Origin of the sequence: Leifsonia araucanica (assembly GCF_051161895.1) — a bacterium.
Classification (GTDB): Bacteria; Actinomycetota; Actinomycetes; order Actinomycetales; family Microbacteriaceae; genus Leifsonia.
Genome location: NZ_JBMBTW010000002.1, coordinates 3370619 through 3392226, shown reverse-complemented (window position 1 = coordinate 3392226; position 21608 = coordinate 3370619). Strand labels below are relative to the sequence as shown.

Here is a 21608-nt window from a genome sequence, read left to right as displayed (position 1 = left end):
CGCTCGGCGCTACGCGCGGCTCGACCGCTCCGCGGCTGCGAGCACGTCCGGGCGCAGCACAAGGTGCGCCCCGAGCACCTCGAACCCGACGAGGAACCCCGCCGCGTCGAACTCGGCATCGATGTGAGCGCCCGCGGCAGGAGCATCCGGGACGGCCGAACGGTCGGGCAGGGACGGATCGGTCGGGACGTCGAGGCGGAAGTGCGCGACGTCGAGCTCCGGGTCGTAGGTGAGTCGCATGACTCCGAGCCTAGGAACCGCGCGGCGGCGTGTCGTCGGACCGTCGTACCACCTCCCGTTCGACCGCAGGAGGAGAAGTCTTCGGCGGCGTCGGCCGATCCGCGACACCCCGCATCCACTGCCCGCAATGTCGGTGGTGCGGCGCAGAATCGTCGGCATGAGAACGTTGGAGATTTGCGAACGGTGCGACGGAACCGGCGCCGACCCGTTCCAGCACGATGAAGAGATCACAGTGTGCGTGGAGTGCAGCGGCGACGGCTGCCACGTGACCTACCTGGCCGAACTGCAGCAGACGGCGTAGCAGCCGCAACCTTTACTGCGCACCTGTTCTTAGTAAAGCTTATCCGCTAAACTTTACTAACGACAGGGTCGGAGGTAAGGGTGAGCACCGCTGTGACGTTCGAGGAGCGCACGCTTCCCGCGCCCGACGAGGCGCAGATGTCGTCGCGTCGACTCAACCTCGAACGCCGCCGTCCATATCGGGCTGCGGTCGTCCCCGAAATCGCCGAAGCAGCGTTCGACCTCGCACCGGAGATCCTCGCCGACATCGACGACGCGACAGCCGAACTGGTGCGCTTCGACGCGCACATGGGCGACTTCCCCGCTCCGTTCTCCTCCGTGCTGCTGCGGACGGAGTCGGCGTCGAGCTCGCAGATCGAGCAGTTGACGTCCGGTCCGCGCGCGATCGCCGAGGCGGCGATCGGCGAGCGCTCAGACGGCAACGCCCCGCTCATCGTCAGCAACGTCCGGGCGATGGAGGCGGCTCTCGCACTGGCCGACGATATCTCGAACGCGTCGATCATCGCCATGCAGGACGCGCTGCTCCGCGACTCGCACCCCGACCTGGCCGGTCAATACCGTCGCGAGCAGGTGTGGATCGGTGGGCGGCTCCCCCACTCCGCCAGCTTCGTTCCTCCCCACCACGACCGCGTCGACGCCGCGATGGACGACCTGGTCAGGTTCGCGGTCCGGGCCGACCTCCCTGTGCTCGCTCACGCGGCCATCGCTCACGCACAGTTCGAGACCATCCACCCGTTCCCCGACGGCAACGGGCGCACTGGGCGGGCACTGCTGCACGCGATGCTGCGGCACGGCGGTGTCTTGCGGAACCTGACCGTTCCCGTGTCCGCGGGGCTGCTGACCGACGTCGAGTCGTACTTCGACGCGCTCACCGCATACCGCAGCGGCGACCCGGGCCCGATCGTCCAGGTCTTCGCCGAGGCGTCCCTGGTCGCACTCCAGAACGCGAAACTCCTGGCACGCGACATCGCCGAATTTCAGGAGGCGTGGGACGAGAAGCTGGCCGGTCTCCGTGCCGACGCTGCCGCGCGCACACTCGCCAGGCTGACCATCGAGTACCCGGTGCTCAACTCCCCGACCGCGGTCGCGGTCACCGGTCTGAGCAAGCCGTCCGTGAGCAACGGTTTCGACGAACTGGTGAAACGCGGGGTCCTCGCCCCGGGAAACTCGAAACAGCGGAATCGCGTCTGGGTCAACCAGGATGTACTCGACTCCCTGGATGCCTTCGCGGTACGCACCGGACGCCGACGCCAAGGTTAACCGTTTCCCGCCCGACCCTGTTTGAATTGTCTGGTGCCGCACGGCACCCGTAGTTCTCTCAGGAAGGTGGCGACGAATGGCAGACTCATCGTTCGACGTGGTCAGCAAGGTCGACAAGATGGAGGCCGACAACGCCCTCAACCAGGCTCGCAAAGAGGTGGAGCAGCGTTACGACTTCAAGAATGTCGGCGCATCCATCGAGTGGAGCGGCGAAAAGGTTCTGATGAAGGCCAACACCGAGGAGCGCGTCAAAGCAGTCCTCGAGGTGTTCGAGTCGAAGCTCATCAAGCGGGGCATCTCGCTGCGCTCGCTCGACACCGGTGAGCCGTACCCGTCCGGCAAGGAGTTCCGCATCGAGGCCGGCATCAAGAACGGCATCGAGCAGGATGCGGCGAAGAAGATCAACAAGCTCATCCGCGACGAAGCGCCGAAGAGCGTGAAGTCGCAGATCCAGGGCGACGAACTCCGCGTCACGTCGAAGAGCCGTGACGACCTGCAGGCCACCATGAACCTGCTCAAGGGCGCCGACCTCGACGTCGCGCTGCAGTTCGTCAACTTCCGCTAGACGATCCGGGATGCGCGGCCGCCGGAGACGCGGAGGCCGCGCATCCCGCGCATCCGCAGCACCCCGCGCTCAGCGCAGGTAGCCGCGCAGCCACCGCCGCACTTCGGCGTACGCCGCCTGGCGCACCGGCTGGCGCGACAGGAAGATGTCGTGGATCGCCCCGTCGATGCGCGAGACCGTGACCGACGGCGCCAGCTTCAGCGCCCGCTGAGCGATCTCATCCACGACGAGAACGATGTCCGAGCTCATCATGTCCGGCGTCCACCGCGGGAGGATCGTCGACCGCGCAGACACCATCGTCAGCACCGGGACGTCGATGTGCAGACCGGCCGCCACGCGCGCATGCCCCGCCATCACCGCCGTCAACCACGCCGGTAGCACCGCGAAACCGCGGACGGGCCGCCAGTCGAGGTTGTAGTCCCACTCGCCCTCCATCGTCGACGACACCGTCCTGGTGTAGAAGCCGAGGTCGACGTTCGGCAGCGGGGCTTTCGGGTCGACGCGCGCCTGCAGGCCGATCAGCGGAGCCAACGCGGCCCGCCCCGCCGAGTGCGCCTGGAACTCGAGCCAGGGACTGTTCAGCACCAGCGCATCCGCTTTTCCGGGATGGCGGTCGGCCCAGAGGCTGAGCGTGAGGCCGCCCGTCGAGTGGCCGAGCAGGATGAGTTTGCGGTCCTTCTGCGCACTCTCCCGGATGACCGAGATGGCCGCATCCAGTTCCTCGTCGTACGTCGCGAGGTCGTCGACGAACCCTGGCGTCTGCCACGGGCGCAGGCTGCGGCCGTACTTGCGCAGGTCGATGGCGAAGAAGCGCGCGCCGTTCTCGTGCCAGAACCGGGCCAGCTCCTTCTGGAAGAAGTAGTCGGACCAGCCGTGCACGTAGAGCACGTCTGCGTCGGCCGCGACGGCGCGGAGCAGGCGCAGGTCGGCCAGGTGCGGTGGGGGCGCATAGCGGACGAGGGTCGCGACGACCTCGCCCTCCGCATCCGGTTTCAGCGGCAGCGTGAGCTGCTCGAACGGCTCCCCCAGCACATCCGGCGACCACTCCTGTGCGCGCGTCATGACCCCAGCGTGGCAGGCGCGGCGGGTTCGCGCGACCGTCAGCTCTCGGTGGACGCCTCGACAGGGGTGGCGTTCGACACCCTGACCATCTCGTCGCGCGGGACGACCTTGACGCGGGCGCGGCCCCGTTCGGCGCCGAGTGCCTGCTCGTGCGTGTCGAGATTGTGCCAGCCGTCGAGGTTCGTGTACTCCACACCCCGCTCGCGCAGCAGGTTCTCCACAGATTCCTCGGAGGGGTCGGTGGGCGACCACCAGTTCCCTTGATCATTGATCACATGCTTGATCGTTTCCATGGCGTCCGACTTGGTGTGGCCGATGAGACCCACCGGTCCACGCTTGATCCACCCGGTGGCGTACACGCCGTACATGCGCTCGTTGTCGCCCTTGCGCAGCACCTGGCCTTCGTGGTTCGGAATCACGCCGTGCTTCTTGTCGAACGGGATGCCGGGAAGCGGCGACCCGAAGTAGCCGACAGCGCGGTAGATGGCCTGGATGGGCACCTCGCGGATCTCGCCGGTCCCGCGCACGCCGCCCTCGCCGTCCGACTCGGTGCGCTCGTACCGGAACGCGGCCACGTGACCGTTCCCGTCGTCGACGACCTCGAGCGGCTTGGCGTAGAAGTGCAGGTGCAGGCGACGGGATGCGTTCCCCACCTCGCGCTGACGCCACTGCTGCAGCACGCGGTCGATCACCATGACCTGCTTGTTGCTCGTGATGGCGGCCTTCGACTGCTCGTCGTAGTCGAAGTCCTCGTCGTAGAGGATCATGTCGACGTCGCGCAGTTCGCCGAGCTCGCGGAGCTCCAGCGGGGTGAACTTCACCTGGGCCGGCCCGCGGCGACCGAAGACGTGCACGTCGGTGACGGGAGAGTTCTTGAGGATCTCGTAGACGTTGTCCGGGATCTCGGTGGGCAGCAGGTCGTCGGCGTGCTTGGCCAGGATGCGCGAGACGTCGAGGGCGACGTTTCCGTTGCCGATGACGGCGACGGACTCGGCCTCCAGCGGCCAGGTGCGCGGCACATCCGGGTGCCCGTCGAACCAGCTGACGAAGTCGGCGGCGCCGTACGAGCCCTGCAGTTCGATGCCGGGGATGTCCAGCTCGGCGTCGTGCACGGCCCCGGTGGCGAAGATCACAGCGTTGTAGTGGCGCTTGAGGTCGTCGAGGGTGATGTCCTCGCCATACGTGACGTTGCCGAAGATGCGGATGTCCCCGCGGTCGAGCACCTCACGCAGAGCCGTGATGATGCCCTTGATGCGCGGGTGGTCGGGGGCGACCCCGTAACGCACGAGGCCGTATGGGGCGGGAAGCTGTTCGAACAGGTCGATGGAGACGTCGAAGGCGCGCTCCGCCTTGAGGAGGATGTCCGCGGCGTAAATGCCGGCGGGGCCTGCACCGACGATGGCCAGTCGCAATTTGGTCATTCGTTGTGTCTTTCTTGCTCAGCTGGAACGTTCGACGATGGTGTCCGCGAAGCGGATCAGCGCCTTCTTGACGGGGCCGGTCGGCAGCGGCTCGAGCGCTTCGACGGCCTCGCGGGCCCAGCGGTGGGCTTCCTGCAGGGTGTGGGCGGTCACTTCGTGGTCGCGGAGCGCCGCGATGGCGGCCGTCGCCTCCGGGGTGATCTCGCCCTCCTCCGCGGTGCCGATCACATCGCGTTCGAGCCGATCGAGCAGCTCGCGCGCACCCTGGTCGGTCTCGGCGAGCTCGCGCAGCCGCAGCACGGGAAGGGTGGCGACACCGGCGCGGAGGTCGTTGCCCGGCGTCTTCCCTGTCTCCTTGACGCCCTTCGACGACAGGTCGATCACGTCGTCGATGATCTGGAAGGCGACGCCGATCTTCTCGCCGAACGTCACGACCGGCTGCTCGTACTCTTCCGGAGCCTTCGCGAACACCACGCCCATCTGCGCCGCGACGGCGATCAGCGAGCCGGTCTTGTCTTCGAGCACGCGGATGTAGTGCTCGACGGGATCTTCGCCGTCCTGGGGTCCGATGGTTTCGTGCAGCTGCCCGAGGCACAGCCGCTCGAAGGTGTCGGCCTGCAACTGGATGGCGCGCTCGCCCAGCGAAGACACCATCTTGCTCGCGCGGGCGAACAGCAGGTCTCCGGTGAGCACGGCGACGGAGTTCCCCCACACGAACTGCGCGCTCGGAACCCCGCGCCGCATCTGCGAGTCGTCCATGACGTCGTCGTGATAGAGGGATGCGAGGTGCGTGATCTCCACGGCCTCCGCCGCCTGCAGCACCTCGGGGGTGTTCCCCCGCCCGAGCTGCGCGGTGAGCAACGTCAGCATGGGGCGCACCCGCTTGCCGCCGGCCTCGAGCAGGTAGCGTGCGGTGACGTCGGCGAGGTTGTCCGCGAACCGCATTTCTGCGTGCAGGCCCTCCTCCACGAGCGCGAGCCCCGCATCGACGGCGGCGGCGAGCTCCCTGTCCTGACCCGATGCGAAAATCCGCTCGGTCAGACCGATCTGGCTGGACAGCGACGCGGTACGCCGCACAGCGGGGACGCTTGGTGGCACTACTCCCCCTCGGGTGGGACGCCGGAAGCCGACGCCCCCGTGGTGCCCGTCGCTCGGTCGGAGCCAGCGGGCTTGGTGGTGGTGGGCTTGGTGGTGGCCGGCTTCGCGGGCGCGGGCTTTGTGGCGCTGGGCTTGGCGGTTGCCGGCTTGGTAGTGCTGGGCTTCGCGGCGGCTGGTTTGGTGGTGGTGGGCTTCGCGGCCGCGGGCTTGCCGGCGGGCTTTGCGGCCGTGGGCTTCGCCGCTGCGGGTTTCGCGGTCGCAGGCTTCGCGGTTGCGGGTTTCGCGGTTGCGGGCTTCGCTGCCGCAGGCTTCGCGGTCGCGGCTTTCGCGGTTGCGGCTTTCGTGGTTGCGGGCTTCGCGGTTGCGGCTTTCGCGGTTGCGGGCTTCGCGGCGGCAGGCTTCGACGTCGCAGGCGTGGCGGTCGCGGGCTTCTCCGCTGCAACCTTCTCAGCTACGGGCTTCTCGGCGGTCACAGCCTGCTCCGCGGGGGCGGCGACCTTCGCCGCGCGCGCACCGCCCGCATCCCGCGGCTTGTAGCCACGGTGCAGGGCGACGATCCCGGCGGTCAGGTTGCGGTACGCGACGTGCTCGAACCCGGCCTCGCGCAGCCAGTCGGCGAGCACGGGCTGGGACGGCCATGCCTCGATGGAGTCCATCAGGTATTCGTATGCGGCGGGGTTGGAGCTCGCCAGCTTGGCCAGCACGGGCATCCCGAACCGCAGGTATGCGGAGTATCCGGTGCGCACGATGGATGCCGGCGGCTGGGAGAACTCGCAGATCACGACGCGTCCGCCCGGCTTGGTCACGCGGTAGAACTCGGCGAGCGCCTTCTTCGGGTCGACGATGTTGCGGAGGCCGAAGGAGATGGTGACGGCGTCGAACTCGTCGTCGTCGAACGGAAGCTGGGTGGCGTCGGCCTGGACGAAGCGGACGAACGGGTTGTCCGCCTGGCGGCGTCGTCCGACCTTGATCATCCCTTCGGAGAAGTCGGCGGCGACGACCGTCGCACCGTTCTTCGCGAGGGACGCGCTGGACGTGCCAGTGCCCGCCGCGACATCGAGGATTGTCTCGCCGGCGCGCGGGCCGACGGCTTTGGTCGTCGCCACACGCCAGAGTGCCGCGTTGCCCATCGAGAGGACGTTGTTGGTCCTGTCGTAGTGCGTCGACACCTGATCGAACATGGCGGCGACCTGGGCGGGCTGCTTGCTGAGGTCGGCCTTACTCACCCCCCTAGCTTAGGCGGCACCGCTGCGCCATGCATTCCAGCTCCCTGTGAGGCCGCTGCGGCCCCAGCCACGGATGCCGCAGCCCCGGTTACGGATGCCACGCTGCCCACAGCCACGGCGACCCGCAACCCCCAGCACACCTCCCCACAGCCCCCGACAACCCCCAGCCCGCGCGCATCCGGCGCCCAGCATCCCGGGCGTAGGCTGATCGGGTGACAGCAACAGCGACCACGCCCCGGACATCGAGCGCAACGGCACTCCTGGTCGAGACCACCCCCATCGACGACGTTCGTCAGCTCATCCCTTTCCTCGACGCCAGGCACCCGCTGCTGTGGCTCCGCAAGGGAGAAGGAATGGCGGGCATCGGCGAGGCGCTGCGGCTCGAATTCTCCGGCAACGACCGGATGCGCGCTGCCGCCGCCGCGTGGAGAGAGGTCGTCTCGCAGGCGTCCGTCACCGACGCCGTCGGCAAGCCGGGCACCGGGCTGGTCGCATTCGGCACGTTCGCGTTCGCCGACGACAGCACAGCGCCGAGTGTGCTGATCGTGCCCGAATTCGTGATCGGCCGCCGCGATGGGCGCAGCTGGATCACGCGCATCCGCCCGGCAGACGACGCAGACGGTGACGGCACCGGCACCGGCGCACCGGGTGCTGGCGCAGCCGCGTCGCGCCTCCCCCGCCCGACGCCGTTCGGCGACGAGTACCGTCTCACCCTGCTTCCCGGTTCGCTCGGCAAGGAGGGCTACCGCGCCGCCGTGCAGGCGGCCGTCGACCGCATTCGGCACGGCGACCTGCGCAAGGTCGTTCTTGCCCGCGACCTCACCGGCCACCTCCCGCACGAGTCCGACGTGCGTCGCGCGCTGGTCGAGCTGGCGCTCGGCTACCCCGAGTGCTGGACGTTCGCCGTCGACGGACTGGTCGGCTCCTCCCCGGAGACCCTGGTGCGCGTCGACCACGGCACGGTCAGCGCTCGCGTGCTCGCCGGCACCATCTCCCGCGGGGCCGACAGCGTCAGCGACCACGACGCCGCCGTCACCCTGGCCAGCAGCACCAAAGACCAAGACGAGCACCGGTACGCGGTCTCGAGCGTCGTCGACGCCCTGCGTGAGCACAGCGCGGATCTCGCGGCGAGCGACCTGCCGTTCACGCTGAAGCTGCCGAACCTCTGGCATCTCGCGACCGACGTGCAGGGCACCCTGAGCGACGGGTCGAGTTCGCTCGACCTGGTCGACGCCCTGCACCCGACCGCCGCCGTCGCCGGCACCCCGACCCGGGATGCGATGGCCGTCATCCACGAACTCGAACCGTTCGACCGCGGCCGGTACGCCGGCCCCGTCGGCTGGGTCGGCGGAGACGGAGACGGCGAGTGGGCCATCGCGTTGCGCTGCGCTCAGGTCTCCGAGTCCGGCGACATCACGGCATATGCCGGCGCCGGCATCGTCGCGGACTCCGTCCCGGAGCGGGAGCTGGTCGAGACGACGATGAAGTTCCGCCCGGTGGTCGAAGCGTTCGGCTGATCGGCGTCAGGACGCCGCAAGCCTCCTCTTCTCCTCCTCCACGTCGTATTCGGGCGCTGGCCAGTCGAGGTTCATGCCTTCCAGGGCATCGATGAGCAGGTGCTGCACCGCCAGCCGGGCATACCATTTGCGGTCGGCGGGAACCACGTACCACGGAGCGCCCTCCGTCGAGGTGCGGTCGAAGACCACCTGGTACGCCGCCTGATACTCGTCCCAGAGTTGCCGCTCGTCCACGTCGCCCGGGTTGTACTTCCAGTGCTTCTCCGGCCGCTCCAGCCGGTCGGCCAGGCGGGCGCGCTGCTCGTCCTTGCTGAGGTGCAGCATCACCTTCACGATCGTGGTGCCGCTCTCCCGCAGCTCCTCCTCGAAGCCGTTGATCGCGCCGTAACGCCGCTCGATCTCGTCGGCGGGGGCCAGCTGCCGCACCCGCCCGATCAGCACGTCCTCGTAGTGCGAGCGGTCGAAGACCCCGAGCTGGCCCGCGGACGGCACCTCGCGATCCACGCGCCAGAGGAAGTCGTGCGCCAGCTCCTCCGGCGTCGGCTTCTTGAACCCGGCGTACCGCACCCCGCCGGGGTTGACCGCCCCGACGACGTGGGAGACGATGCCGCCCTTGCCCGCCGTATCCATCGCCTGCAGAACGAGCAGCAGGCTGCGCTTGTCACCCACGGTGCCCGCCGCGTACAGCCGCTCCTGGAGGTCGGCGAGGATCCCGGCCCCCTCGGCGAGCGCTGCCTCCCCGTCGGACTTGTGTCCGTCGAACCCGGGCTTCGCCGCCGCATCCTGGGCGTCCAGCCGGAAACCGGGGCCGACGCGCAAGGCATCCGTCGGGTCGGTCGTCCAGTAACCTTCACGTCCCACGGTGACCTCCTCGTTCGCGTGGGCTCCATAGTACGTCCAGGTCAGCGGCGGCCAGGTCAGCGACGGGATGCGTCCACGACGGGATCGAACGCCGACGGAGGGTAGAACACGACCGTCGGCTCGGCTCCGCCGGGGAACGCATCGTCGAACTCCGCCTCCGCGGGAGCGTCGTCGAACGACACGTCGAGGATCTCCCTCCACTGCCCGTCCGCCATCCGCTGCACCGTCGCCTCCCAGGTGACCCCCGGCGTCTCCTTCGCCTGCAGCCTGAAGTGGATGCCGACCGCTCGGCGGCGCTTCAGGAGCGACAGCAGGCCGCGGTAGACGGCGAACCGCTCCACCGTGGTGAACCACGGCTTCAAGCTGCGCACGAGCACGTCGGCGTTCCAGAGGATGGTCGTGGCGAACCCGGCCCTCGACTGGTAGACATCGACAGCGATCACGTCAGGGATGCGCCGGAGCGTCTGGCGGAGCGTCCCGCGCGTGATCCCCTCCTGCACCGTGCTGTGCAGGTAGAACGGCACGGACGGCTGCGGGCCGAGGCCGCCCGTCCGCAGCATGGCGTGGTCGACGACGGTCTGGCCCTGGCCGAAGTACACCGCGAGCTCGTCGAGCATGGACGCGACGAGCGCATCCGGTGGCTGCTCCTCGATGGCCTTCGCCGTGTCCGCGTACGCCGTCGACTGGTGCAGCGCGCCGAGCCGGAAGCCGACGGGGAGCAGCGGGCCGGCCTTCACCGTGACGAAGCCGTCCGTCCCCTGCGCGGAGAGCGGCGGGCGCACCGGGTTCTCCCTGCCGTCGATGCGCGGGACGATGTCGAGCACGTGCTCGAGCGCGAGCACCCGCACACCGTCCGGGATGCGCACCCGCCCGAGCGGGGTGCCCCCCACCACGAGATGCGCGACGGTGAGACCGGCGCGGGTCGCCCGGTCGGCCACCTGCGCCGCCACCATGCCGCCGAGGCTGAAGCCCGCGAGCAGCACGGGCTCGCCCGGCCGGATGCCCGCATCCCGCATCGTCGCGATGGCGGCGCGGGTGGCGGTCGGCTCCTGCTCTGCGCCGATCACGAGGTCGGCCGTGAGGTCGTTGGGGGCGGCGCCTGAGCGCGGGTGCCAGGACTTGGTGCTCGGGAACTGGACGATCCAGTGCCGCAGCCCGTGCGCATCCACCCGGCTCGCCACGCGGATGAGGCCGACGTCTGCCCGGTCGTCGAGGTCGGGGTCGCACAGGTCGTCGATCTCGCGCTGGCTGAGGAACACCTCGCGCAGACTCCGGATGCTGTGACGGCGGAGCGCTCCGGCGGCCAGTCCCGGATAACCGAGCGGGTCGGGATACGGCTCGAGGTCGAGGCCGAGGAGCCCCGCTGGCACATCCACCAGCCCGGGAGACGGCGTGTACTCCCGGGGCGCCTGCGGGTCGCGCCACCAGTCGAGGAAGTCCAGGATGTGCGGGAACGCCCCGGAGAGGAAGGCGTCGTAACGGAGGATGTCCGCGTCGTGGCCGTCGCGCAGCAGCCCGCGTCTGCGTCCCAGGTTCACCACCTTGCGGAGCACGGCGGGAAGCGTGAAGACCGCGAGATACGGGCGGGCACGCCAGCGAGCGGAGAACAGCCCGGCGATGCTCGTCGCCAGCAGCAGGGGTCCGAACAGCACCCCGGCGAGACGAGCGACGCCGCCGACGAGCCGCGGAGCGAGTTGCAGGTAGAGCGAGCTGCCCGCCAGCCGACGCGACCGGCGGCTCTCCGGCGGCAGCAGCCGGAACGGGTACGGGATGCGCTGCGCCCGCACGATCGCGAACCACACCCAGGCGATCCCCGCCCAGAGCAGCCAGACGACCAGCGCGATCACGGCGACCGCCACGCCGAGCACCAGCAGCACGAGCCCGGCCAGCAGGGCGATCGGCACCCCGACCACGAACCAGAGCACGAACAGCGCTGTCGCAGCAGCGCTCCTGCCGCGCCACGTGCGCGGTGGGATCTGCGGCAGCATGGCGTCAGCCTAACCCGCTGCCTCCGACAGGCGGTTTCTGCAATGTATGCATTGGACCGATTTTGCTAGCGCCGTGCCCGACGCGAGCACTAGCGTGTGCTCAGATGCCGCATCGGGCGGCTCGTCGGAAGGGCAGTCAGACCATGTGGAACAACTTCTGGAACGTCATTTGGCTCATCTTCTGGGCCTTCGCGTTCATCGCATACCTGTTCGCACTGTTCGCGATCATCGGAGACCTGTTCCGCGACCGCACGCTGAACGGCTGGTGGAAGGCGCTCTGGGTCATCTTCCTCATCTTCCTTCCCTTCCTCACGGCGCTCGTCTACCTGATCGCACGCGGCCGCGGCATGGCGGAGCGCCAGGCACGGGATGTGCAGCAGGCTCAGTCGCAGGCGGACGACTACATCCGGCAGGTCGCCTCCGCCTCCCCCGCCGACGACATCGCCAAGGCCAAGCAACTGCTCGACCAGGGCGTCATCAGCGCCGGAGAGTTCGACGCGCTCAAAGCGAAGGCGCTCGGCAACAAGTTCTGATCGGCACGTTCCGAGTCTCTTCGGGCGCGGTGCTCCAGCGAGTCTGGGCACCGCGCCCGTCGTGCGTTCGCGCCCGATAAGCTATACTCATATTTGACATGGGAGACTTCACAGGATGACGCTCCCGCATCCATCACCACAGTGATCTGCATCCCAGACGCTCCGATCCCACATCCGCGACTTTCGTGCTCCCAATGGCTTGAATTCGAACTCGGCGGATGTAATATTCATGTATGCCTGTACCCATTACCGAGACCGTCAGCCCACGACGGCTCATCAGAGACGAAGTCTTCCTTCGCCTGCTCGACGCGATCGTCGACGGCGATCTCACCCCCGGCGAGCAGCTCTACGACGCTGAGATCGAGAAGTGGGTCGGGGTGTCCCGCACCCCTGTGCGCGAGGCGCTGAACCAGCTCGCGTCCATGGGCCTCGTCGAGATCATGCCGCAGAAGCGCACGCGCGTCACCCCGATCGACGCCGTCCGTCTGCGCGGGCTCATCGAGACCGTCGGCACGCTCCTCCACGGCGTGGTGCGCGACTCCACCGCTCTCCTCACCGACGACGACAAGGCCACGCTGCGCGACTTCGCCGCCAGGGCCACCAGCGGAGACGACCTCGGAGCGCTCATCCGCGACAAGTCGTTCGCCGACGACTTCATCAACGTCTACGTGCGCAGGCTCGACAACAAGACCGTCGCCCGCCTGCTCAACCGCCACCTTCCCGAGATCCGCCGGGCGCTCATCGCGGCCCCGAGCACCAGCGCGTTCGAGGCGAGCCTGCCGTACCTCACCACCATCGTGGAGGCGTCCGTCGCGGGCAACGCCGACAAGGCGGCCACCGCCGTGGACGGCTACTGGTCCAAAGCACTCGCTCAGCTCGTCGACGAGTTCGCCGCGCTCGAGAAGAAGGAGAACTGATGCCGCTCCCCGTCAAAGACACCGCGCCGGTCGAGCGTCAGCTCCTCCGCGATGTCGTGTACAACCGTCTCTACGACGGCATCCTCGACGGCACGCTCGAACCGGGTGAGACCCTCCTCGACGAGAAGCTGACCGCCTGGCTCGGCGTCTCCCGCACCCCGATCCGCGAAGCGCTGATGAAACTCGCCGAGATCGGCCTCGTCGAGATGGCCCCGAACCGGTACACCCGCGTCGCGCCGATCGACATGCGCGCGATCGACGAGGCCGTCTACATCTCCGGGCTCCTGCACGAGCGTGCGGCGCGCAGCGCGGTCCCCGCGCTCGACAACGCGGCGGCCTCCCGGCTCGACAAGCTGGCCAAGGAGGCGAAGAAGCTCGCCAAGTCCGGCGACCTCCCCGCGCTCGGCCACACGCTCAACGAGTTCTTCCTCGAATTCGAGCGGAACACCGGCAACGATGTCCTGGTGAGCGTGAGCGAGGGCCTCAGCCCGCAGCTGCTGCGCTACATCAGCGTCTGGCAGCGCCCGTTCGACACCGACGACCTCCCCGCGCGCATCGCGGAGATCGCGGCGGCGGCGAAGGAGCGCGACGGCGAGAAGGCCGGCGACCTGGTCAAGGCCCTGTACGCCCCGTCGCACGCCCAGTTCATCGCGGACTACCGCCGCACCGACGCCGAGATCGACGACACCCCCATCGTCTAACTCCCGCTCCACATAATCGAGTCCGGACTTATGCACGCGACACGCCGTGTCGGCCGTGCATAAGTCCGGACTCGATTGCGTTTCGGCCGAGGCCAGAGGTCAGACGAGGAAGTCGACGGCGGAACGACCGCCGACCACCGACCGGATGTACGCGGCGACCCTCTGGTGATCCGGGTGGTCGACGTAGCGCTGCAGTGCATCCTCGTCGGCGAAGTCGCTGATCAGCACGAGGTCGAAGTTGTCGGCGCTCAGCGCGTTCACCCCGACCTCCAGCGCGAGGATCTCCGGAATGGTCACGGGCAGCGACTCCAGGCCGGCCTTTACGGCCGCGGCCTGCTCCGCGCGCTCGGAATCATCCGAGGTGGCGAGCTTCCACGAGACGACATGGCGAATGGTCATCGGACCTCCAGGAGTGCGGTGCGGAGACGCGCAGGATCAACGCGCCAATAGGTGTGGACCCTGCCATCGACGAGCACCACCGGGATGTCCTCGACGTACTGCGCGTGCAGCTCGGGCTCCTCCAGGATGTTCCGCTCGTCCACCACGACGGTCGGCGCTCCGGGAGGCAGGTCGCCGATCACGGCGCCGATCACCTCACGGGCGTCATCGCAGAGATGGCACCCCGGCTTGCCGATCAGGGTGAGGGAGACGCTGGACACGCATCCAGCCTATCCGGCTGCGGGCAGCAAAAAGCGTCGGTCCCGAGGGGCCGACGCCTGAGCTGCAGACCGAGGTCTACTTCTTGTTGCGACGCTGGTGGCGCGTCTTGCGAAGAAGCTTGCGGTGCTTCTTCTTCGCCATACGCTTGCGACGCTTTTTGATAACGGAACCCACGTAGACCTCACAAAGTTAGGGGGCTGGCCGCGGAATGCGCGGCGACACAAGCCAACAGTCTACCCGACGTCACGCTGTGTCGGCGACGTGATTCTCAAGAGCCTGTGTTACGGCCGATTCCGGCACCCGGAAGGAGCGCCCGAAACGGATGGCGGGGAGTTCCCCCGAGTGCACGAGGCGGTACACGGTCATGCGGGAGACGCGCATCATGTCGGCCACCTCGGCGACCGTCAGGAAGCGCACATCCGAGAGATCGCGTGCCATCTGCCAAGTCCTTCTTCTGCTGTCATGGTACTCGTGTGACACGAGTGGTGACACGAACTCTAGAACCCGCCGGGGCTCGCAGACAAGTGGAGGTCGTGCAGCGGTCAGTCGCGACGCCATTTGCGGGGCGTCACGCGCTCCACGGCGGTGGTCACCCGGTGGCCGGTGTCGGCGAGCACCTTGCCAACCGTGCTCGCGAACTCACGCGTCTCGTCGGCCAGCTGGTCTTCGATCGCCGCGAGGTCGACATCGGATGCCGTGAAGGGAATGACCCAGTCCTCGACGGCCTCCAGGGGCGCAGCATCCAGCCGGTAGTAACGGTGCTGACCCTCCTCGCGCACCGAGACGAGCCCGGCCTCGCGCAGCACCTTGAGGTGCTTGGAGACCGTCGGCTGGCTCAATTCCAGTGTCGACACGATCTCGGAGACCGATATCTCTCCGGAGGAATGGACATCGTCGGCATGGCGGTCGAGAAGCACTCGCAGGATGTCGCGCCGCGTCGCATCCGCGATCACGTCAAAGATGTCGGCCATCACCCCAGGCTAGTCACTCGCCCAGCGGAGTACCATGTCCCAAGCTGTCGGCGGGAGGAACGGTCATGCGAGCGACACAGACGTCCGGGCGGATGAGCCTGACGCCGGCCGGTCGGATGCGCGACGGCATCAACGGTTTCGCGAGCAGGAGCCCTTCGCGGTTCGCGATCCTCGTCTTCACCCTGCTGATCCTGGTCTTCACGCTGCTCTTCTCGCTGCCGATCGCCACCACAGCCCGGTCGACCACCCCGCTCGCCGACGCGCTCTTCACCGCGGTCAGCGTCATCTGCGTGACCGGACTCTCCACCGTGGACATGGCGACGCACTGGAGCGTCTTCGGCCACCTACTGGTGTTCTTCGGCGTGCAGATCGGCGCGGTCGGCGTGCTGACGATGGCGAGCATCCTGGGCCTGGTGGTCTCGCGCAAGCTGGGGCTGCGCGCCAAGCTGATGGCCGCGAGCGACAGCAACCCGCTGCGCATCCACGCCGGCCCGGTGGCAGAAGGACAGGCCGTGCGGCTGGGCGAGGTGGGCAAGCTGCTCATCACGGTGGCCCTCAGCATGGTGGTGATCGAGGGCGTCGTCGGGTTGCTGCTGCTGCCCAGGATGCTGATCGCCGGGATCCCGTTCGGCACAGCGCTCTGGGAGAGCATCTACTACGCGGCGATGGCGTTCACGAACACCGGATTCACGCCGAACGCGGAAGGTCTCGCCCCGTTCGCCGAGGACTTCTGGTTCCTCGGCGCGCTGATGATCGGCGTCTTCCTCGGGGCGATCGGCTTCCCGGTGATCCTCGCCATCGCGACGAACCTGCGCAAGCGTCGCCGTCGCTGGTCCATCCACGTGAAGCTGACCCTGGTGACCTCGGTGATTCTGCTGGTCGCCGGCGCCGTGCTCTACATCGTCCTCGAGGCGGACAACCCGAAGACGTTCGGCCACCTGGATGCCGGCCACACCGTCTTCCAGTCGCTGTTCCTGTCGACGATGGCCAGGTCGGGCGGGTTCTCCACGGTGCCGATCGACGACCTGCACGGATCGAGCCTGCTGGTGACCGACATGCTGATGTTCATCGGCGGCGGGTCCGCATCCACGGCCGGCGGCATCAAGGTGACGACGCTCGCCGTGCTGTTCCTCGCGGCGTTCGCGGAGGCGCGCGGGGTGGAGTCGATGGATGCGTTCCGTCGCCGCATCCCGATCGACGTGCTGCGGCTCTCGGTGGCGGTGGCGCTGTGGGGTGCGACGATCGTGGCGGTGTCGAGCATCCTGATCCTGCAGATCACCAAGGCGCCGCTCGACCACGTGCTGTTCGACGTGATCTCCGCGTTCGCCACCTGCGGCCTGTCGACCGGCCTGACGGAGAAGCTGCCGGATGCGGGGGTGTACGTGATGGCGGCCACGATGTTCTGCGGGCGCGTTGGTACAGTGACACTCGCCGCGGCGCTCGCCCAGAGCCAGCGCAAGCAGCTGTACCAGAACCCTGAGGAGAGGCCGCTCGTTGGTTGACCGGATCAAGCACAACGCTCCCGTCCTGGTGATCGGGCTCGGCCGCTTCGGCGCAGCGACGGCGGGAGAGCTCGACCGGCTGGACCGCGAGGTGCTCGCCATCGACACGGACGCCGGGCTGGTGCAGAAGTGGGCGGACAGGGTGACGCACACGGTGCAGGCCGACGCCCGCTCGATCGAGACGCTGCGCCAGATCGGGGCGGAGGACTTCTCCATCGCCGTCGTCGCTGTCGGCTCGTCCATCGAGGCGAGCGTGCTCATCACCGCCAACCTGGTCGACCTCAAGGTGCCGCAGATCTGGGCCAAAGCCATCTCGCAGTCGCACGGCAAGATCCTGGAACGCATCGGCGCCAACCACGTCATCTACCCGGAGGCGGAGGCCGGCGAGCGCGTCGCCCACCTGGTCTCCGGCCGGATGCTCGACTTCATCGAATTCGACGACGACTTCGCCCTGGTCAAGATGTACCCGCCGAAGCCCATCCGCGGCATCAACCTCACCGAGTCCGGCGTGCGCACGAAGTACCACATCACCGTCGTCGGTGTGAAGAGCCCCGGCAAGCCGTTCACCTACGCGACGGCGGACACCGTGGTCTCCAACCACGACCTCATCATCGTTTCCGGCTCCTCCTCCGACATCGAGCGCTTCGCCGCCCTCGACTCCTGACCGGCGCCGCCTGCCTGCCGCGCCCGCCCCGCGGCACGATCCGGGCATGCGGCGTTGTCAGGTTCGGGCGGGCGTGAGTTCCTGGGCGAACATCACGAGGATGTCGCTGGGGCCGCGCAGGTAGGTGAGCTTGTAGAAGTCACCGTAGGTTGCCACACCCCGAAGCGGGTGGTACCCGTACTGCGCGGCGATCGCGAGCGCGGCGTCGATGTCGTCGACGGTGAATGCGACGCGGTGCATTCCGATCTCGTTCGGGAGGGTCGGTGTGGTCTCGATGGCATCCGGGTGGATGTACTCGAAGAACTCGAGCCGGCCGTGGCCGTCCGGTGTCTGGAGCACGGCGATCTTGGCGTGGTTGCCGTCGAGTCCGACGGCGGTGTCGGCCCATTCGCCGCTGACCGTGTCGCGCCCCAGAATCGAGAGGCCGAGGTCGGTGAAGAAGGAGATCGCTTCCTCGATGTCGCGGACGGCGATGCCGACGTTGTCGAGTCTGATGGTCATTTACTGTTCACCTCGTAGCGGAGAAGGACGACCCCGTTCTCGAAGCCGGTCGCCTCGATCAGGGACAGATCCTGGCGGTCCTGGAAGAAACGGCGTCCGGCGCCGCGTGTCGTCGGGCAGACCAGCAGCCGGACTTCGTCGATGAGGCCTTCGTCGAAAAGGGATTGCATGAGCGTCAGGCTCCCCCACAGCCAGAGGTTCTTGCCGTCGTGCTCTCTGAGCCGCCGGATGGTCGCCGCCGGGTCGGCGACCACCGTCGCCGCAGGGAAGTCTCCCCACGGGGCGTCGTCGAGCGTGCTGGAGGCGACGAACTTGGCGAGCTCGTTGAGCTTGCGGCCGTACTCGCCCTGGTCGTCGGCGGTGGCCCATCCCGTGGACTGCGTGTACGTCGTGGCGCCGAGGATCATCGTGTCGACGGACTCGATGAGGTTCATGGCGCTGTCCTGGAACGGGGTCCTTGTGCCGTCGTCGAAGGGTTCGCCGGAGACGAAGCCGAGGCCCCCGTCCTCTTCGGCGACGATGTTGTCGAGCGTGACCCATTGCTGGGCGATCAGTTTTCGCATTGCTGTTGTCCTTTCATTGATGGAGGAGAGGCTGGCCGACCGGCCCTGAGTGGACGGCCCGGCCAAGGCCCGGGATGAGCATCACCGAGACCGCGATCGAGGTGAGACTGAGCAGACCGATCGCCAGCCCGGTCTGCACGATCTCGGCAAGGCCACCCGCCACGGCTGCGGCGACGCCTTGGAAGGCGACCCGGGCGGATGACTCTGCTCCCAAGACTTGGCCGGTGAGCTCACGCGGAGTCACCGCGACGAGGAGCTCTTGCTGGCCGAGCGAGGCGGCGTACCCGATCGATCCGATCCCAACCATCACGGCCGCGACAGGGATCGGCGGCTGGAGGACGAAGACCAGGAACGGAACCGGAAGCAGCAGCCGCAACCACTCGGTGCCGACCCTTCGTGAGCGCTCGGTCAGCACCCGGCCCATGAGCACGTCCCCGGCGAGCATTCCTGCGGCGCCGGCCACGAAAAACGAAGCCGCTGCTGACGGCGCGTACGAGACGAAGAGGGCCTCGCATCCGGCCACCAGGCCGTTCGGGACACAGAGCGCGATCAGAAGCCACCGGGTGGACGGCTGACGCAGGAGCAGCGTGTTGGCCGCCCACGTCGCCCGGAAACCGGGCCGTCCGGAACGTCGCGGCGCGTGCGACCCGATCCCGAACCAGCTCACCAGCGCGGCCACCGCGGAGCAGCCCGTCGCGATCCAGAAGATCGCGGTTGGAGCCCACAGAACCGACAGAACACCGCCGAGAGCGAAGCCGACCACTTGCATCACGCCGACCGAGACGTTCATCGCCGAACGGGCGAGCGCGTAACGGTTCGCCGGCACGACGTCGGCCAGCAGCCCCCAGCGGGCGCCGCTGGCGAGAGACAGGACCACCGAGGTGCACACCACGATCGCGAGTCGCCCGGCCGGTGCCAGATCGAACGCTGCCTGCGCAGTGAACGCGATCGCCAGCGCCGCCCCAGACGCCGCAAGCAGCATCCGGGGTGGCACCGTGTCGACGGCCGACATGAGCGCGCTCGCCCCGAACAGCTGCGCGAGCGAGGGACCGAACACGACCAGCGCGGTCAGGAACGCGGAACCGGTTTCGGCGTGCACGAGAAGACCGAGAGCCAGCCCGGCCATCGAGGTCGATGCCGTCCCCAGTGCGCTTCCGGCCCACAGGGCACGGAACTCGCGGTCGAGGAACAGCCGGCCGTAGCCGGCGCCTGCCTCGCTCGATCTGGTCATGCTTCAATGCTCGCCGCATCCATAAAATCGATCAAGGCAATGATTTACCGGTATTCATCGGTATGGTCGATGAATGGAGATCAACCAGCTCCGCGTCATCGACGCCATCGCGCGCACCGGATCCCTCACCGCGGCCGCGGAAGAACTTCACTACGCCCAGGCCTCGGTCAGCCACCATCTGGCCCGACTGCAGGAGCACGTCGGCGCAGCACTCACCGTGCGCCGTGGCCGCGGAATCGTGCTCACCCCGGAAGGGCAGCTCCTCGCATCCCGCGCCCGCGAGATCCTGCGACGACTGGACGAAACCCAGTCCGAGGTCACCGCGCTCAGCCGCCAGCTCCGCAGCAGACTTCGCATCGCCGCGTTCCAGTCTGCGCTTCTCGAACTCGTGCCCCCTGCGCTCCGTCGCCTGCAAGACGACTACGACGACATCGCCCTGGAGCTGCAGGAGAGCGACCCCATCGACTCGATGGCGCTCCTGCGCCGGAACGAGGTGGACGTCGCGGTGATGCACCGCCCGGATGACGCGCCCGTCGGTGACGAGTTCGCCGCGGTCAAGCTCTACGACGACCCGATCTACCTGCTGAGCACCACCCCGGACGACCGCGTCGCCAACCATCGCGACTCCAGCTGGATCGCCGGATGCGAGCGCTGCCAGGCCGGCATCGAAGCCGTCTGCCTCGCCGCCGGCTTCCAGCCCAGGGTCTCGCTGCGCACAGAGGACATCAACGTCCAGGCATCCTTCGTCGCCGCGGGACTGGGCGTGGTCACCATGCCAGGGACAGCGCTCCGCTCACTCGACATGACCCGACTCGCCGCCACCCCCCTCCCCGGCATGAAGCGCCGAGTGTGGGCGGTCGCCCGAGCGTCCGACGGCGCAGGGATCGCGTACGACTTCATCCAGGCCACGGCTGCCGCCGTTGCGGCGGCGGGCCTCAACACCTCAGGGTTCGATCAGGAATGATGCGCCGCGGCCGGCTAGGAGGCGGCGAGCTCGCGGGAGCGGGCGAGGGCGGCGTCGGTGGCGCGGGTGAAGAGGGAGGCGAGGTCGGCGTCGGCGAGAACGGCGATGGCGCGCTCCGTGGTGCCGCCGGGGCTCGTGACGCGGCGGCGGAGCTCTGCGGGGTCCTCGCCCGAGGAGACGAGGAGCTCGGAGGCGCCGAGGAAGGTGCCGTTGACCAGGGTCGCCGCCTGCTCCGGCGTGAAGCCTTTGGCGACGGCGGCGGCGGTCAGCTGCTCGATCAGGAAGAACACGTATGCGGGGCCGGAGCCGGAGATGGTGCCGAGCGCATCCAGCTGGGATTCGGGGACCTCGACCACTTCGCCCACTGTCTCGAACAGCGTGCGCACCAGCGCGAGGTCGTCCGGACGCGTGCGGTTGCCTCCGCTGATGCCGGTGACCGCCTTGCCGACCACCGCCGGCGTGTTCGGCATCGACCGCACCACGGTCACGGTCTGCGGCAGCAGCGACTCGAACGTCGCCGTCGTCACGCCGGCCGCGACGCTCACGACCACGGCGCCGGGGGTGAGGGATGCGCCGATCTCGCGCAGCAGGTCCGGCACCATCGCCGGTTTCACGGCCACGATGACGATCTCGGCGCCGTCCACGGCGAGGCGGTTCGCGTCGGCCTTGGTCTCGGTGGCGTACGCGGTCACCCCTGCTGTGCCGGAGAGTTCCGCGGCGCGCGCCGCCGAGCGGTTGGTCACCCGGATGCCGCCCTGGACGGTGACACCGGGCGCGAGGAGGCCGCTGAGGATGGCGCGGCCCATGGAGCCTGCTCCGAGCATGGCGATCGTCGGGAGCGTGACGTTCTGCGTGTCGGTCAT

General features: G+C 68.3%; 26 protein-coding genes. 10 read left to right on the top strand and 16 right to left on the bottom strand.

The features are described 5' to 3' along the window. Positions 1 to 9: 9 nt before the first annotated feature. Positions 10 to 240 carry a DUF2283 domain-containing protein gene (locus tag ACN6M5_RS16435; RefSeq protein WP_168688574.1) on the bottom strand — a complete coding sequence of 77 codons (231 nt, stop codon included), beginning with the start codon at positions 238 to 240 and terminating at the stop codon, positions 10 to 12. Positions 241 to 397: 157 nt separating this feature from the next. Here ACN6M5_RS16435 and ACN6M5_RS16430 point away from each other — a divergent pair, with 157 nt between their 5' ends. The 3 genes from ACN6M5_RS16430 to ACN6M5_RS16420 all read left to right on the top strand — a co-directional run bounded on the left by ACN6M5_RS16430 (position 398) and on the right by ACN6M5_RS16420 (position 2365). Continuing rightward, positions 398 to 541, top strand: a complete 144-nt coding sequence (locus ACN6M5_RS16430; RefSeq protein WP_168688225.1) for a hypothetical protein — start codon at positions 398 to 400, stop codon at positions 539 to 541. An 80-nt stretch (positions 542 to 621) separates the two neighbouring features. After that, positions 622 to 1800: a Fic family protein gene (locus ACN6M5_RS16425; RefSeq protein ID WP_434951474.1), complete on the top strand. Its 1179-nt coding sequence runs from the start codon at positions 622 to 624 to the stop codon at positions 1798 to 1800. A 76-nt stretch (positions 1801 to 1876) separates the two neighbouring features. After that, on the top strand, positions 1877 to 2365 hold the full coding sequence (locus ACN6M5_RS16420; protein WP_085368739.1) for a YajQ family cyclic di-GMP-binding protein: 489 nt from the start codon (positions 1877 to 1879) through the stop codon (positions 2363 to 2365). 69 nt (positions 2366 to 2434) lie between these two features. Here ACN6M5_RS16420 and ACN6M5_RS16415 read toward each other — a convergent pair whose 3' ends face one another. From ACN6M5_RS16415 to ubiE, 4 genes are read right to left on the bottom strand one after another with little or no spacing between them, the layout of a single operon-like run. Continuing rightward, the gene (locus ACN6M5_RS16415) at positions 2435 to 3427 is read right to left on the bottom strand and encodes an alpha/beta hydrolase (RefSeq protein WP_434951472.1); all 993 of its coding nucleotides are present in this window, start codon (positions 3425 to 3427) and stop codon (positions 2435 to 2437) included. 38 nt (positions 3428 to 3465) lie between these two features. Continuing rightward, positions 3466 to 4848: an FAD-dependent oxidoreductase gene (locus ACN6M5_RS16410; protein ID WP_434951470.1), complete on the bottom strand. Its 1383-nt coding sequence runs from the start codon at positions 4846 to 4848 to the stop codon at positions 3466 to 3468. Between the two features lie 18 nt (positions 4849 to 4866). Next, on the bottom strand, positions 4867 to 5946 hold the full coding sequence (locus ACN6M5_RS16405) for a polyprenyl synthetase family protein (RefSeq protein ID WP_085368742.1): 1080 nt from the start codon (positions 5944 to 5946) through the stop codon (positions 4867 to 4869). Continuing rightward, positions 5946 to 7172: a bifunctional demethylmenaquinone methyltransferase/2-methoxy-6-polyprenyl-1,4-benzoquinol methylase UbiE gene (ubiE, locus tag ACN6M5_RS16400; protein ID WP_434951467.1), complete on the bottom strand. Its 1227-nt coding sequence runs from the start codon at positions 7170 to 7172 to the stop codon at positions 5946 to 5948. Before ubiE ends, ACN6M5_RS16405 begins: the two co-directional genes overlap by 1 nt. Before the next feature lie 212 nt (positions 7173 to 7384). On the opposite strand from ubiE, the gene ACN6M5_RS16395 reads away from it, so the two are divergent. Continuing rightward, positions 7385 to 8689, top strand: coding sequence for an isochorismate synthase (locus ACN6M5_RS16395; protein ID WP_434951465.1), 1305 nt, complete (start codon positions 7385 to 7387; stop codon positions 8687 to 8689). A 6-nt stretch (positions 8690 to 8695) separates the two neighbouring features. On the opposite strand, the gene ACN6M5_RS16390 is transcribed toward ACN6M5_RS16395, so the two are convergent. Further along, positions 8696 to 9550, bottom strand: a complete 855-nt coding sequence (locus ACN6M5_RS16390; RefSeq protein ID WP_434951463.1) for a polyphosphate kinase 2 family protein — start codon at positions 9548 to 9550, stop codon at positions 8696 to 8698. 56 nt (positions 9551 to 9606) lie between these two features. Further along, positions 9607 to 11538 carry a thioesterase domain-containing protein gene (locus ACN6M5_RS16385; RefSeq protein ID WP_434951461.1) on the bottom strand — a complete coding sequence of 644 codons (1932 nt, stop codon included), beginning with the start codon at positions 11536 to 11538 and terminating at the stop codon, positions 9607 to 9609. A gap of 143 nt (positions 11539 to 11681) precedes the next feature. On the opposite strand from ACN6M5_RS16385, the gene ACN6M5_RS16380 reads away from it, so the two are divergent. The 3 genes from ACN6M5_RS16380 to ACN6M5_RS16370 all read left to right on the top strand — a co-directional run bounded on the left by ACN6M5_RS16380 (position 11682) and on the right by ACN6M5_RS16370 (position 13689). After that, positions 11682 to 12071 (top strand): SHOCT domain-containing protein, encoded by a 390-nt coding sequence (locus tag ACN6M5_RS16380; RefSeq protein ID WP_434951459.1) that lies wholly within the window; start codon positions 11682 to 11684, stop codon positions 12069 to 12071. 233 nt (positions 12072 to 12304) lie between these two features. Then, complete coding sequence (locus ACN6M5_RS16375; protein ID WP_434951457.1) at positions 12305 to 12988, top strand: GntR family transcriptional regulator; 684 nt, start codon at positions 12305 to 12307, stop codon at positions 12986 to 12988. Then, positions 12988 to 13689: a GntR family transcriptional regulator gene (locus ACN6M5_RS16370; protein WP_434951455.1), complete on the top strand. Its 702-nt coding sequence runs from the start codon at positions 12988 to 12990 to the stop codon at positions 13687 to 13689. Before ACN6M5_RS16375 ends, ACN6M5_RS16370 begins: the two co-directional genes overlap by 1 nt. A gap of 99 nt (positions 13690 to 13788) precedes the next feature. On the opposite strand, the gene ACN6M5_RS16365 is transcribed toward ACN6M5_RS16370, so the two are convergent. From ACN6M5_RS16365 to ACN6M5_RS16345, 5 genes are all read right to left on the bottom strand, one after another. Further along, positions 13789 to 14088 carry a Dabb family protein gene (locus tag ACN6M5_RS16365; RefSeq protein WP_434951453.1) on the bottom strand — a complete coding sequence of 100 codons (300 nt, stop codon included), beginning with the start codon at positions 14086 to 14088 and terminating at the stop codon, positions 13789 to 13791. After that, complete coding sequence (locus ACN6M5_RS16360; protein WP_085368761.1) at positions 14085 to 14348, bottom strand: glutaredoxin family protein; 264 nt, start codon at positions 14346 to 14348, stop codon at positions 14085 to 14087. The genes ACN6M5_RS16365 and ACN6M5_RS16360 overlap by 4 nt, the downstream gene beginning before the upstream one ends. A 76-nt stretch (positions 14349 to 14424) precedes the next feature. Beyond that, positions 14425 to 14523: a 30S ribosomal protein bS22 gene (locus tag ACN6M5_RS16355; RefSeq protein ID WP_003792170.1), complete on the bottom strand. Its 99-nt coding sequence runs from the start codon at positions 14521 to 14523 to the stop codon at positions 14425 to 14427. A 69-nt stretch (positions 14524 to 14592) separates the two neighbouring features. After that, entirely contained in the window at positions 14593 to 14787 is a 195-nt protein-coding gene (locus tag ACN6M5_RS16350; protein WP_085368762.1) for a helix-turn-helix domain-containing protein, read from the bottom strand. 104 nt (positions 14788 to 14891) lie between these two features. Beyond that, positions 14892 to 15320 carry an ArsR/SmtB family transcription factor gene (locus ACN6M5_RS16345; RefSeq protein WP_085368763.1) on the bottom strand — a complete coding sequence of 143 codons (429 nt, stop codon included), beginning with the start codon at positions 15318 to 15320 and terminating at the stop codon, positions 14892 to 14894. Positions 15321 to 15385: 65 nt separating this feature from the next. On the opposite strand from ACN6M5_RS16345, the gene ACN6M5_RS16340 reads away from it, so the two are divergent. Beyond that, complete coding sequence (locus ACN6M5_RS16340) at positions 15386 to 16822, top strand: TrkH family potassium uptake protein (protein ID WP_085368764.1); 1437 nt, start codon at positions 15386 to 15388, stop codon at positions 16820 to 16822. Next, on the top strand, positions 16815 to 17486 hold the full coding sequence (locus tag ACN6M5_RS16335; RefSeq protein WP_085368765.1) for a potassium channel family protein: 672 nt from the start codon (positions 16815 to 16817) through the stop codon (positions 17484 to 17486). The genes ACN6M5_RS16340 and ACN6M5_RS16335 overlap by 8 nt, the downstream gene beginning before the upstream one ends. A 57-nt stretch (positions 17487 to 17543) precedes the next feature. On the opposite strand, the gene ACN6M5_RS16330 is transcribed toward ACN6M5_RS16335, so the two are convergent. The 3 genes from ACN6M5_RS16330 to ACN6M5_RS16320 are packed head-to-tail and all read right to left on the bottom strand — an operon-like array spanning position 17544 to position 19781. Beyond that, positions 17544 to 17987: a VOC family protein gene (locus ACN6M5_RS16330; RefSeq protein WP_434951448.1), complete on the bottom strand. Its 444-nt coding sequence runs from the start codon at positions 17985 to 17987 to the stop codon at positions 17544 to 17546. Beyond that, on the bottom strand, positions 17984 to 18550 hold the full coding sequence (locus ACN6M5_RS16325; protein WP_434951446.1) for a dihydrofolate reductase family protein: 567 nt from the start codon (positions 18548 to 18550) through the stop codon (positions 17984 to 17986). The genes ACN6M5_RS16330 and ACN6M5_RS16325 overlap by 4 nt, the downstream gene beginning before the upstream one ends. Before the next feature lie 13 nt (positions 18551 to 18563). After that, on the bottom strand, positions 18564 to 19781 hold the full coding sequence (locus ACN6M5_RS16320) for an MFS transporter (RefSeq protein WP_434951444.1): 1218 nt from the start codon (positions 19779 to 19781) through the stop codon (positions 18564 to 18566). A 73-nt stretch (positions 19782 to 19854) separates the two neighbouring features. Here ACN6M5_RS16320 and ACN6M5_RS16315 point away from each other — a divergent pair, with 73 nt between their 5' ends. Next, on the top strand, positions 19855 to 20745 hold the full coding sequence (locus tag ACN6M5_RS16315; protein ID WP_434951442.1) for a LysR family transcriptional regulator: 891 nt from the start codon (positions 19855 to 19857) through the stop codon (positions 20743 to 20745). Positions 20746 to 20759: 14 nt separating this feature from the next. Here ACN6M5_RS16315 and proC read toward each other — a convergent pair whose 3' ends face one another. After that, the gene (gene proC, locus ACN6M5_RS16310; RefSeq protein WP_434951440.1) at positions 20760 to 21608 is read right to left on the bottom strand and encodes a pyrroline-5-carboxylate reductase; all 849 of its coding nucleotides are present in this window, start codon (positions 21606 to 21608) and stop codon (positions 20760 to 20762) included.